Raw genomic sequence first — 12951 nt, forward strand, 5'->3', positions numbered from 1 at the left:
GCTCAGTTCATCGTGAAATTGAACTTGTAGCTGGCGGATACGCCGATCAGCAGCTGGTTACGGTCGCCACGCTCGCGCACGAGGCTGCTGTCGGCGGCGGGGCCGGTGAGCCGGGTATATTCGAGGAAGGTGCTGGTGGTCCAGTTCTGCGAGGCCTTCCAGGTTAGTGCGCCGCCGAAACCGACGGATTTGACGCCGCCGCCGGGCTTGTAGCCGCTGAGGCCGGAGGCAGCCGATTCGCGCGCATTGACGCCATAATAGGTGTCGAAATAGTCGCTGCTGGCGAGGGTCATGCGCGGACCGGCAGAGGCGCGAAGCTCGGGAGTAATATCGGTAAAGGCGTCGACTGCGGCGTCGGCGACGACACCGCTATGGGCGCGAATACCCTGGCGAACTTCGACGCGGGCCCGCAGCCAGTCCGTGGGATAGGCTTCGGCAAAGCCGCCGGCTTCCACACCCCACTTGACCTTCTTCAATCCCCTCAGTTCGCGGCCATCGCTGCTGTCGCGGCTCGGCAAGAATTTACCGACGATGCCGATGCGGAATGCATCGCTTTCGATCAGGGCAAAGGACGGATTGTCGTTGCGCGAGGAAAAGCGCGGGCCTGGGCCTTGCCGACCGATGGACACTAGCGGCGACCATTGCAGCTTGTTGTGCTTGCCGCCTTCGAATTTCGGTGCCGAGAAACCGGCCGCACCGACGCTCAGGTACCAGTCACCCGACCACAAATGCTGGCCGTCGCCCGCCTCCGCAGCGCCGGCATAAGCAACGACGGAGAGGCCACCAATGAAAAGGAACCTTAACTTTGCAAACACGACGAAACTCCATGATACGCAATACAAAGGGCCGTATGACCCGAGAGTTGCTGCAAATTATGCGGATCGTGTTACCGCTCCCTTAACCACAACACGCCGAATTCGGTCGGACATCAAATTCAGGTTGCTCCAATTCAGACGCCGTTCGACATGCGGTGACCTATCGCGCTGATTTAATTTCTGTATAGATGCTCAATCGTGGGTAATGGCTGCAATTGCCAAATGCCCGCCATCTCATAGCCCCCCAATTTCAAAAGATGAGAAACGAATGAAGAGCATATCTCTGATCTCCCTAGGTCTGATCCTGACTGCCGGCATGGCGCTTTCCAGCTGCGTCGGCACTCCGATCGGCGGAGCAAAGCAAAGCCAGTTTTCGGGAAGAGCGGCGCCCGGTAAGAAGACGAAGGTGACGACTACTTCGCTTGTGAAACAAGACTGCACCTTTGCAGGATTTCCCTATACAGGCGTCATCAAGCAGCCTGCCCACGGCAAGGTTGACGTCGAGCACGGGCCGGTCACAGCGAAGTTTTCGAAAGACAGCACTGCCTACCTGTGCTCGGGCAAGACGGTCCAAGGCAATATCGTCTACTATACGCCGAACCCTGGTTTCTCGGGCACCGACCAGTTCACCCTGCGCCTTACTGGGCTGAACACCGATGGTACGGTGCAAGACGGCACCTTTACCGTCCATGTCGGCAGATAGCGACCGTAGCGACGTACAGGCGTGAATAGAAAGGCCGGGCCGCGGCTTTCCACGGTCCGGCCCCATCAAACGGCGGCATGAGGTTCAGAACGTCACCTTCTCCAAAGGCGCGCGCCCTGCCTCGAATTCCTTCAGCTTCGCCTCGCGCTCCGCAATGTAATTGCGGTTGTCCGGCACGGCGAACTGGTTCTTGGTGATCTGGAGCTGCATGATGAAGAGCTCATCCCAGCGGAAGCCCATTTCGGAGCCAGCCAGATAGAACTCCCACATGCGGAAGAACTTCTCGTCGTAGAGTGCGACGGCATCGGCCTTGCGTGCCACGAAGCGGTTGCGCCAATGCCGGAGCGTATAGGCATAATGCATCGGCAGGGTTTCGACGTCCCTGGTGAGCAAACCGGCCTTTTCCAGCGGCGGCGTGGTCTCGCCGATAGAGGGGATGTAGCCGCCGGGGAAAATATACTTTTCGATGAAGGCGTTGGTGGCGAAGCTCGGCTTCGGGCGGGCGATGGAGTGCAGCAGCATGACGCCGTTATCATCAAGCAGCTCCGAAACCTTGCGGAAGAACTTGCCGTAATCGCCGATGCCGACATGCTCGAACATGCCGACCGAGACGATTCGGTCGAACTTCTTGCCGGTCATATAGCGATAGTCCTGCAGCTCGAAGCGGACGCGATCGGAGAGGCCACGCTTGGCTGCCCGTTCGCGCGATACTTTCAGCTGTTCTTCGCTGAGCGTGATGCCGGTTACGTCGAGGCCGGGATAGGCTTCGGCGAGATACATGGCCATGCCGCCCCAGCCGGAGCCGATCTCCAGCACCTTTTGACCGGGCTCAACCAGCAGCTTGGCGGCGATGTGTCGCTTCTTGGCGACCTGCGCTTCATAGAGACTGATGCCAGGCGGATTGAAATAGGCGCAGGAATATTGCCAGTCCTCATCGAGGAAGAGATCGAACAGCTTCGCCGAGAGATCGTAGTGATGCGCAACATTGTATTTGTTGCGATTGATTGGCGAGCGGCTCTTGATCTGCTGCCAGGCGATGCGGCCGAGCAGCAGCGCCGCCATGCGGAAATCGAAAATCTCGTTGGTGGTATTCTGCTTCACCAGCGACAGGAACTCGTAGATGTCCCCCTGCTCGAGGATGAAGCGGCCCTCCATATACATTTCGCCAAGCTTGAGCGTCGGATCGCGGGCAACCGCATCTTCCGCCTGCTGATCGGCAAACCGGACGGCCACCGTCTCTCCGGTTCCGTCGCCGACCATATGGGTCTCGCCGGATGCGAGCGTAAGCCTGAGTGAACCTTTACGGATGATTTTCTGGACGAGAGAAAAAAGGGTCGACGCCATGGACGCCTCGAATGTTATGACATGACATTAAGGCAACTTTAACGCCTCACAGCGTTGTGGCAAGCGCACCTTTTCGCAGTCATTGGCACTCTGGCAACAACGCTGCCAGAGTGTGACATTCTTGCACAAAGTTCCGCTAAGTCCTTATTTTCGTTTGAGTGCGTCCGCCAACGCCGCCCCAAAACTACCCTGCTGCTCGGCCTTCGGACGGATATTTCCCTTAACGCCAGCGCTGCGCAGACCACCCTGTTCGCGTGTGTCGCGCCCGGACGGGGCTGCCACAGTGCTGCCATCTTTGCGCATGGAAAGGCCGATTCGCTTACGCTTCGCGTCGACTTCAACGACCCTGACCTTGACCACATCGCCGGCCTTCACGACCTCATGCGGGTCCTTGACGAAGCGGTCAGCCAGCTGCGAGACATGCACCAAACCGTCCTGATGGACGCCAATATCGACGAAGGCGCCAAAAGCAGCGACGTTGGTTACCGTCCCCTCCAGCAGCATTCCAGGCTTGAGATCGCTGATCTCGTTGACGCCTTCGGCAAAAGTCGCGGTCTTGAAGCTCGGGCGCGGATCGCGGCCCGGCTTTTCCAGTTCGGCGATGATGTCGCGCACGGTCGGCAGGCCGAACTTGTCGTCGATGAACTGCCTGGGATCGATGGCCTTCAGCGTTGCCGTATCGCCCATCAACGTGCGGAGATCGCGGCCGCAGGCAGCGACGATCTTCTTGGCCACACCATAGGCTTCCGGGTGCACCGAGGAAGCGTCGAGCGGCTCCTTGCCATTCGGAATACGCAGGAAGCCGGCGCATTGCTCGAAGGTGCGCTGGCCGAGACGGGCGACCTTCAGGAGATCGCGCCGCGTCTCGAAGGCCCCTTCGCCATCGCGATGCCGAACGATCGCTTCGGCAATCGAAAGCCCCAGGCCCGAAACGCGGGCAAGCAGCGGCGCCGAGGCCGTGTTCAAGTCGACACCGACGGCATTCACCGCATCTTCGACCACGGCATCCAGCGAGCGGGAAAGCTTCTGCTGGTCGACATCGTGCTGGTACTGGCCAACGCCGATCGACTTCGGCTCGATCTTCACGAGTTCGGCCAGCGGGTCCTGCAGGCGGCGGGCGATGGAGACGGCACCGCGCAGCGAGACGTCGAGGCCGGGAAATTCGAGCGCCGCGGTTTCCGAGGCAGAGTAAACCGATGCACCGGCTTCGGAGACGATGACCTTCGTCGGCTTCGGCGCCGGCAGTTCGGCCAGCATGTCGGCCACCAGCTTTTCGGTTTCGCGGCTGCCGGTGCCATTGCCGATCGCGATCAGTTCGACCTTGTGCTTGCGGATAAGAGCGGCCAGCGTCGCCTGCGTGCCGCGCACGTCGTTTTTCGGCGGAAAGGGATAGACCGTCGTCGTCTCCAGGAGCTTGCCGGTGCCGTCGACCACGGCAACTTTGACGCCGGTGCGGATGCCCGGATCGAGGCCCATGGTGGCGCGCGAGCCGGCGGGAGCCGCCAGCAGCAGATCCTTCAGATTGCGGGCGAAGACATGGATCGCCTCTTCCTCCGCCCTCTCTCGCAACTCGCGCATCAGATCGAGCGAGAGAGACATGGAGAGCTTTACGCGCCAGGTCCAGCTCGCGACTTCCGCCAACCAGCGATCGCCGGGCCGGCTGGCGCCGATATCATAGGCCGCAGTGATCATGCGCTCGACCGGCTTGTTCGGCGAGACGGCGTCGGTGTCGACTTCGATATTCAGCGTCAGCACTTCTTCGTTCCAGCCGCGCAGCATGGCGAGCGCGCGATGACCGGGCGCGGTTGCCCAGCGTTCCTGATGGGCAAAATAATCCGAGAATTTGGCGCCTGCCTCCTGCTTGCCATCGACGACAGCGGCCTTCAGCGTCGCATTGGTCTTCATGTAGTTGCGCAGCTTGCCGAGCAGATCGGCATTTTCGGCAATGCCTTCAGCGATGATGTCGCGCGCGCCTTCCAGGGCCGTCTTCACGTCGGGCACATCGGCCGTGATGAAGCCTTCGGCGAGAACCATGGGCTCCTTGGAGCGATCCACCAGGATCGTGTCGGCCAAGGGGCCGAGGCCACGCTCCCTGGCAATCTCGGCGCGCGTGCGGCGCTTCGGCTTGTAGGGCAGATAAAGGTCTTCCAGCTCGGACTTGGTGCCGACGGTCGCGACCTTGCCCATCAGCTCGTCGGTCATCTTGCCCTGGCTTGTGATGGATTCGATGATGGCGGCGCGGCGCGCTTCAAGCTCACGCAGATAGACGAGACGTTCCGACAGCGTGCGAAGCTGCGTGTCGTCGAGGCCGCCGGTCACTTCCTTGCGGTAGCGCGCGATGAAGGGCACCGTTGCGCCTTCGTCCAAAAGCTCGATGGCGGCCTTGGCCTGATCCGGACGGGCATTGATCTCGGCGGCGATGGTAGCAGCAAGGGAACGGATATCAGCGGCCATGTGTCTCTCTGAACTTAACAATCGTAAAGCGGACCATAAGCATGATCCCGTGGACATAAGAAGCGGTTTTCGTCACGGAACACGCCAATCCGGGCACGGAGATGGCGTGGAGGACGAAGCAGCATCCGCTTTAGCGGGATAAAAGGGCATGGCAATGTTGCCGGCCCTGCCTCCACAGGATTTGCCGCTTGACCTTTGGCTCAACCCCCCTTAACCGCGCAAAAGGATGCAACGAAAGGGCAAGCCATGAGAGTTCTGTTGATCGGATCGGGCGGACGCGAGCACGCACTGGCCTGGAAACTGGCGCAATCGCCTCTCATGACGGAATTCTATGCGGCACCGGGCAATCCCGGCGTTGCCGAGCATGCGACGCTCGTGGCGCTCGATATCGACAACCATGACGCCGTTGTCGCCTTCTGCAAGGACAAGGCCATCGACTTCGTCGTCGTCGGCCCGGAGGCGCCGCTCGTTGCCGGCATTGCCGACAGGCTGCGCGCCGCCGGCATCGCTGTCTTCGGCCCTTCCGCAGCTGCCGCCCAGCTCGAAGGATCCAAGGGTTTCACCAAGGATATCTGCGCGCGCTACAATATTCCCACCGGCGCCTACCAGCGCTTCAACAACGCACCGAAGGCAAAAGCCTATGTCCGCGCTCAAGGCGCGCCGATCGTCGTCAAGGCGGACGGGCTTGCGGCAGGCAAGGGCGTCACCGTTGCGATGACGATCGACGAAGCGCTTGCCGCGATCGACGATTGCTTCGAGGGTGCATTCGGCGAGGCCGGCGCGGAAGTCGTAATCGAGGCCTATCTCGATGGCGAAGAGGCCAGCTTCTTCTGCCTTTGCGACGGCAAGCACGCGCTGGCGCTGGCGACCGCGCAGGACCACAAACGAGTCGGCGACGGCGATACCGGCCCGAACACCGGCGGCATGGGTGCCTATTCTCCCGCCCCCGTCATGACGCCAGACATGGTCGAGCGCACCATGAGGGAAATCATCGAGCCGACGATGCACGGTATGGCGGAAAGCGGCCATCCTTTCAGCGGCGTTTTCTTCGCCGGGCTGATGATTACCGCCAAGGGTCCCGAACTCATCGAATACAATGTCCGCTTCGGTGATCCCGAATGCCAGGCACTGATGATGCGCCTGAAGAGCGACCTGCTGCCGCTGCTCTATGCCTGCGCCAACGGCACGCTGGATCAGGTGACGGCCGAATGGAGCGACGATCCGGCGCTGACCGTTGTCATGGCCTCGAAAGGCTATCCCGGCTCCTATGCCAAGAACACGCCGATCACAGCGCTACCCGCGGATAGTGAAGGTGAGAAAGTGTTCCATGCCGGCACAGGACTGAAGGACGGCACGCTGGTTGCGACCGGCGGTCGGGTACTGAACATCACGGCAACCGGCAAGACGGTGAGCGAGGCAAAGGAACGTGCCTATGCTCTGGCCGGCAAGGTGAAATGGGACAACGGTTTCTATCGCAATGATATCGGCTGGCGTGCAGTGGAGCGCGAGGAGTAGACATCACCGCGGCTCTGCAATCGCAAGTCCATTAAATTTTTACCTAATCTCCTGACGGGATGGAAATAAAGCTACACTAATGTCTTCGTCACTATAGGCGGAGTTCTTGGTTATGCGTTGCTTCTTTGTGACCTTGGCGTGCGTACTGGCCGGCGGTTCCGCCATGGCCTCGTCGATCCAGCCGATCGACGGCACGATGATCGGCGGCAGAGGCAGCATTATTGACAAGAGCTGCGCCGAGTGCCCTCCGCTCAAGCCGCCGGTCACGGAAAAGGAATATGCCGTGCCGACGCTGGAGCCCGGTACCCAATCCGTCGTCGTGCGCAATATCGATGGTCAGAAAAGGGTCGTCCGCACCGAAGCGTGGATGGGCGGCTCGCCTGTTAATTTCGTCAGCAAGCCTACGCCAGAAGCGCTCGCAGCCGCCGGTGAGCCCATCGATGGCATCGACATGACGGCTCGGACGGCAGCCTTGCCCAACTCCTCCACGGCTCGCGAGCCCGCGCCGCTCGATATTTCCGATTTCCAGCTTCGCCAATAGTCTGGCAATCCATTCGCGGTAGCGTTTACTTGCTTGCGGAATGCCGGCTACCATTCACATTTTCGAAATATATCATCCTAATATTCGAGTTATCTAAATAAATTATCGGGAAATGCTTGGACTAGCTGCAGTCATTCTCAAGTCAAAATATGTATTACCTATGATCCAAGCGCATATCTGCGGTTTAAATTGAAAGAAAATACAACCAAATCCCTACAATTAAAGCTTTTTTAGACATAAACAGCGATTTTACCGTCACCGGACAGCAGCATGTCATTCGAGCGGCGGCAAGCGTATTGGGATTCTCTCAGGCGATCGCACAGGCGGTAGGATACCGCACCGGTTTCACCCCTGTGGGAGGCACCATGAAGAATCTCAAGATTTCGCATCAATTATTTGCCCTGCTTGGCGTCCTGATGGCCGCATTCGCGGTGGCCACCTATTTCCAGATCCGGTCCCAGGCCGATTCTATCTACGACGACCGCTTCGACATGCTGCGCACGCAGGTCGAATCCGGCATTTCGGTTTTGAACCAGTATTATCAGCGCGAAAAATCCGGCGAGATGACGCATGAGGCGGCTCAGGCTGAGGCGTTCAAGGTGCTGTCGCATGTCAGCTTCGCGCCGGCAGGCTATCTCTTCGGTTTCGATTACAATGTCATCCAGCGCATTCATCCGAGCCCGGTCAATATCGGCAAGGACATGTCCTCGCAGATCGATAAGAACGGCACCCATTTCAGCAAGGAAATGGTGGAGAAGGGCATCAAGGGCGGCGGCCGCACCATCTATTACTGGAACAAGCCGGGTCACTCCGACAGCGAGTTCTTCCTGAAGGGCAGCTATTCGGCCGCCTTCGCGCCTTGGCAGCTTGTGCTAGGATGCGGTGTCTACATGGATGACCTCGAGGCGCAGATCAATGCCACCATGTGGCGTGCGCTCATGATCTGCGGCATCGTCTTCCTGATCGGTATCGGCGCCGCCTTCTACTTCATCCGCGTCATCACGAAGCCGCTGACCGACGTCCATGCAGCCCTGAAGGCTGTCGCCGACGAAGACATGAAGACCGCCATCCCACATACCGAGATGCGCAATGAAATCGGCCTGATGGCGAAGGCAACCCAAGCGCTGCAGGAAAAGGTTCGCGAACGTCATGCGCTCTCCGACCGCCAGGCGGCACAGGAGCTCGAAATCAGCAATGAGCGCGAGCAGAACCTGCGCCAGCAGCAGGACGAGGCCCGCGAACAGGCGCGTGTCGTCTCGGTCATCGGCAAGGCGCTCGAGGACCTCGCCCGCGGCGACCTGACGGTGCGTTGCGGCGATCTTGGCGCCAGCTATGCAGGCCTTCGCAACAACTTCAACGAGGCACTGTCGCACCTCGAAGCCGCGATGGGCCGCGTCAACGCCAAGGGCAATGACATCGGCCTCAGCAAGGAAGAAATCCGCCGCGCCTCCAACGAACTGTCACAGCGCACCGAGCGTCAGGCCGCCAGCCTGGAAGAGACCTCGGCTGCTCTCGACGAGCTCACCGTCGCCGTCCGACAGACTGCGGAAGGCGCCGATGAGGCCAGCAAGCGCGTCCACGCCGTCAGCGCCGAAGCATCGCGCAGCGATGCCGTCGTTGCCCAGGCGATCGAAGCCATGAGCGGCATCGAGAGGTCCTCGTCGGAAATCGGCAAGATCATCGGCGTCATCGATGAGATCGCTTTCCAGACCAACCTGCTGGCGCTCAACGCCGGCGTGGAAGCCGCTCGTGCCGGCGAATCCGGCAAGGGCTTCGCGGTCGTCGCTCAGGAAGTGCGTGAACTCGCCCAGCGTTCGGCGGCAGCCGCCAAGGAGATCAAGGACCAGATCGCCCGCTCTTCCGGCCAGGTCCACCAGGGCGTTCGCCTCGTCGGCGAGGCAGGCGAAGCGCTGAAGCGCATCTCCGACCAGATCAAGGCCGCCAACGAGATCGTCTCGAAGATCGCCCACAGCGCCTCCGAGCAGGATACGACGCTGCGCTCGATCTCCTCTTCGATGAACCAGCTCGATGCCGCCACGCAGCAGAACGCCGCCATGGCTGAAGAGACCACGGCATCGGCCGAGACGCTCGCCGCCGATACGGAAGATCTGCTTGCGCTCATCCGCGGTTTCCGCGTCAACGAAGGTCGCGCGACCATGGATCATCGCCGCGCCGCCTGATCAGTACAGTTGCAAAAATGGGAAACCGCCGGGCTCGCGTCCGGCGGTTTTCTTTTGAGCAAAGCTTTGCTGCGTCAGTCTGCGACCTTCAGGCGCTCAACCAGCAGGTCGATCTCGCGATCGGAATAGACCTCGATACCGGCCTGCTTGAGCAACGCCGCCGTGACGCCCCGGCCATTCTGCCGACCGCCGGAAAATGTGCCGTCATAAATGAAGCCGGAGCCGCAGGAGGGGCTGCCGTCGATCAGAAGAGCATAACGACAGCCGGTCTCGGTTGCGAGCGCCAGCGCATTTTCCGCCGCCTGGCGAAACTCCGCCGTGACATCACCGCCGGTGATTTCCATCACCCGTGCAGTGCCGGCAAGCACATCCTCGCCGGTCGCGCCGTCTGCGATTTCCGCAGGCGGCCTTGGCACCGCCATGCCGGCGGACATTTCCGGACAGATCGTGATCAGCCGCCCCTCCTCGCGCCAGCGATCGATCGCCGGATGGACAAGAGGCTTGGAGCGGCCGTCATAGCGGACGGCATGGCCCATGAGGCAGGCGCTGACGAGAATCTTTCCGGTCATCGCGCCCCCGTGTCTTATCCCGCGATCTTCGAGAAGTCGGCGACCGTGCCGGTTGCTTCGCGGATCAGGCGCAGCAGAGCCAGGCGATTGGCGCGAATGGCGGCATCCTCATCATTGACGAGCACATCTTCAAAGAAGCGGTCGACGGGCGCACGCAGCTTGGAAAGGGCTGCCATGGCCGAGCGGAAGTCTTCCTTGGCAATCGCATCTGAGGCTTCTGCGGACGCAGCCTTGACGGCGGCGAAGAGATCCTTTTCCGCGTCGAGCTTCAGCAAGGCGTCCGAAACGCCATCGGCAACGACGGTGCCCTTCTTCTCTTCGGCAGCCAGAAGCTGAGTGGCGCGTTTGGTGCCGGCGAGCAGGTTCTTGCCGTCTTCGGAGGTGATGAAGGCAGTCAGCGCCTCGACGCGGCGGGCAACCATCAGCAGATCGTCGGCCTGGGGCGTCAGTACGGCGTCGATCAAGTCATGGCGGGCACCGAGATCGCGCAGGTAGACCTTCAGGCGGTCATGGAAGAAGGCGAGCAGATCGGCATCCTTGGTGGTCGCCAGCAGCGGCAGACGCACGCCGCGCTCCAGGAGGATGCGGACGACACCGAGGGCTGCGCGGCGCAGTGCATAAGGATCCTTCGAGCCCGTCGGCTTTTCGTCGATTGCCCAGAAGCCGACGAGCGTATCCAGCTTGTCGGCAAGCGCAACAGTGATTGCAACCTTGTCTTCGGGAACGCGGTCGGAGGGACCTTGCGGCTTGTAGTGATCTTCGATCGCAGTCGCGACCGAGGCATTCTCGCCCTGCAGTGATGCGTATTTGCGGCCCATGACGCCCTGCAGTTCGGGGAATTCGCCGACGGCTTCGGTGCGCAGGTCGGCCTTGGCGAGCACGACGGCACGATCGACCAGAGCGGCATCGGCGCCGGTGATCTTGGCGAGTTCAGCGGCCAGCGCGCGGATGCGGACAACACGTTCGCCCTGACTGCCGAGCTTGGCATGGAAGGTGACGTTCAGCGCGTCAAGTTTGGCCATGCGCTGATCGAGCGGCTTCTTCAGATCGAGGCCGAACTTTTCAGCGGAGGCTTCCAGCGTTTCGAGATCGGGCAGATCGCCCTGGTCGCGCTTCCAGAAGTGCAGCGCGTCGGACAGACGGGCACGCACGACCTTGCCGTTGCCGTGGATGATTTCCTTGCCGCCATCCGTTGCCTGGATATTGGCAACGAGAATGAAGCGGTTGGACAGCGCACCCTCCCCTTGAGGGGGAGGGTCGGCACGCAGTGCCGGGGTGGGGTGATCCTGTTGAAACAAGGGGTCACCCCCACCCGCAGCTTCGCTGCGACCTCCCCCCTCAAGGGGGAGGTGGGAGCCTTGCGGCCGAGTGACGAAACACTTCTGGTTGGTCTTGATGGTCAAGCGGATGATCTCGGATGGGATCGACAGGTAATCCTCCTCGAAGGAGCCCATCAGCACCTGCGGCCACTCGACGAGGCCGGACACTTCCTCCAGCAGGCCCTCGTCCTCGACCAGTTCGAGACCATTGGCAAAGGCGACATCGCGGGCATCATGCAGGATGATATCCTTGCGGCGGTCGGCATCCAGAACGACATAGGCCTTTTCCAGGCTCGACGCATAATCCTCGAAACGCTTGACCGTGATCGGACCAGGGGCGTGGAAGCGATGGCCATAGGTCACGTTCGAGGCGACCATGCCGTCGATCTCGAAGGGGATGACCGTCGTTTCTTCATGCTCGGTGCCGAAGGTGCAGACGATCGACTGCAGCGGGCGCACCCACCGCAGCGAGCCGGGCTTTACCGAGGCCTTGCCCCAGCGCATGGATTTCGGCCAGGGGAAATTTCTTATGATGTCGGGCATCACCGCAGCGACGATTTCCTCCGCGGCACGGCCGGGCTTGGAAATGATCGCCACGTAGAAATCGCCCTTTTTCGGGTCGCTCTGGACTTGCGCCTCGGAGATGGAGGAGAGGCCAGCACCCCGCAAAAAGCCTTCGATCGCCTTCTCGTTGGCGTCGGTGCGCGGACCCTTGCGCTCCTCGCGCACATCGGCCGAGCGCGCCGTCAGACCGCGAATATCGAGCGTCAGGCGCCGCGGCGTCCAATATTCCCTGGCACCTTCATAGGAAAGACCCGCTTCGACCAGGGCATCGGTCACCAGCTTCTTCAGGTCGCCGGCAGCCTTGCGCTGCATACGGGCGGGAATTTCCTCGGAGCGGAGTTCGAGAAGGAGATCGGGCATGTCAAGGTTCCTCACCCTCCCCTTGAGAGAGAGGGTCGGCACGGCGTGCCGGAGTGGGGTGAAAACGGTCGGCCTCTGCTAGCAAAATTTGCCGCTGCTGCACAATGGCAAATATCGTATCCAGAACAGCCTCCATCTCATCCATGACCTCTGCATTCCAGAATCGGACGACGTGATAGCCTTGGCTCTCAAGAAAGGCCGTCCGCTCGGCATCATAACGCCTTGCCGCATCTTCCGCATGCTGGCTGCCGTCAAGCTCGATAATCAGACCGATCTGATGGCAGGCGAAATCGGCGAAATAGCGCCCGATCGGAACCTGGCGGCGAAAATGGGTGCCTTCGATCGGGATGCGCCACAGATGCTTCCAAAGCTTGGCTTCCGCATCGGTCGAACCGGCGCGCAGGCGACGGCTGTTGGCGATTTTGAAGCGATCGAGTTTGGAGGGCTTTTTAGGCATCAACGATCCACATCCGTTGCGATTACAAAGTCACCGTTCACACCCTCCCCTTGAGGGGGAGGGTCGGCACAAAGTGCCGGGGTGGGGTGATCGCGGCAACCTCTGCGGCCAAACAATCGTCACCCCCACC

10 protein-coding genes are annotated in these 12951 nt (G+C 60.8%); 4 read left to right on the forward strand and 6 right to left on the reverse strand.

The window, feature by feature from the left end; translation table 11 throughout:
- Window positions 1–2 precede the first annotated feature (2 nt).
- Window positions 3–788, reverse strand: coding sequence for a MipA/OmpV family protein (locus AC13RM_RS29595; RefSeq protein ID WP_374820281.1), 786 nt, complete (start codon window positions 786–788; stop codon window positions 3–5).
- Between the two features lie 295 nt (window positions 789–1083).
- Here AC13RM_RS29595 and AC13RM_RS29600 point away from each other — a divergent pair, with 295 nt between their 5' ends.
- A complete protein-coding gene (locus AC13RM_RS29600) occupies window positions 1084–1518 on the forward strand; it encodes a hypothetical protein (RefSeq protein WP_374820237.1) in 435 nt (144 codons plus the stop codon).
- 84 nt (window positions 1519–1602) lie between these two features.
- On the opposite strand, the gene AC13RM_RS29605 is transcribed toward AC13RM_RS29600, so the two are convergent.
- Complete coding sequence (locus AC13RM_RS29605; RefSeq protein WP_285177527.1) at window positions 1603–2862, reverse strand: cyclopropane fatty acid synthase; 1260 nt, start codon at window positions 2860–2862, stop codon at window positions 1603–1605.
- A gap of 144 nt (window positions 2863–3006) precedes the next feature.
- The gene (locus tag AC13RM_RS29610) at window positions 3007–5316 is read right to left on the reverse strand and encodes a Tex family protein (protein WP_488556007.1); all 2310 of its coding nucleotides are present in this window, start codon (window positions 5314–5316) and stop codon (window positions 3007–3009) included.
- 246 nt (window positions 5317–5562) lie between these two features.
- Between AC13RM_RS29610 and purD the strand changes: the two genes are divergently transcribed.
- The 3 genes from purD to AC13RM_RS29625 all read left to right on the forward strand — a co-directional run bounded on the left by purD (window position 5563) and on the right by AC13RM_RS29625 (window position 9552).
- Window positions 5563–6831, forward strand: a complete 1269-nt coding sequence (purD, locus tag AC13RM_RS29615; RefSeq protein ID WP_488556008.1) for a phosphoribosylamine--glycine ligase — start codon at window positions 5563–5565, stop codon at window positions 6829–6831.
- 112 nt (window positions 6832–6943) lie between these two features.
- Complete coding sequence (locus tag AC13RM_RS29620; RefSeq protein WP_440478554.1) at window positions 6944–7372, forward strand: plant virulence effector HPE1-like domain-containing protein; 429 nt, start codon at window positions 6944–6946, stop codon at window positions 7370–7372.
- Between the two features lie 365 nt (window positions 7373–7737).
- Window positions 7738–9552 (forward strand): methyl-accepting chemotaxis protein, encoded by a 1815-nt coding sequence (locus AC13RM_RS29625; protein ID WP_440478553.1) that lies wholly within the window; start codon window positions 7738–7740, stop codon window positions 9550–9552.
- Window positions 9553–9626: 74 nt separating this feature from the next.
- Here the strand turns inward: AC13RM_RS29625 and AC13RM_RS29630 are convergent, their stop codons facing one another.
- Genes AC13RM_RS29630 through AC13RM_RS29640 form a run of 3 tightly spaced genes read right to left on the reverse strand, consistent with a single transcriptional unit; the run spans window position 9627 to window position 12821 of the window.
- Window positions 9627–10121, reverse strand: coding sequence for a 2-thiouracil desulfurase family protein (locus AC13RM_RS29630; protein ID WP_113232000.1), 495 nt, complete (start codon window positions 10119–10121; stop codon window positions 9627–9629).
- Window positions 10122–10135: 14 nt separating this feature from the next.
- On the reverse strand, window positions 10136–12364 hold the full coding sequence (gene glyS, locus AC13RM_RS29635) for a glycine--tRNA ligase subunit beta (RefSeq protein WP_488556009.1): 2229 nt from the start codon (window positions 12362–12364) through the stop codon (window positions 10136–10138).
- A gap of 1 nt (window position 12365) precedes the next feature.
- Window positions 12366–12821, reverse strand: a complete 456-nt coding sequence (locus tag AC13RM_RS29640) for an endonuclease domain-containing protein (RefSeq protein ID WP_244575277.1) — start codon at window positions 12819–12821, stop codon at window positions 12366–12368.
- Between the last annotated feature and the right edge of the window lie 130 nt (window positions 12822–12951).

Source organism: Martinezella sp. CNPSo 3732, from assembly GCF_057784515.1.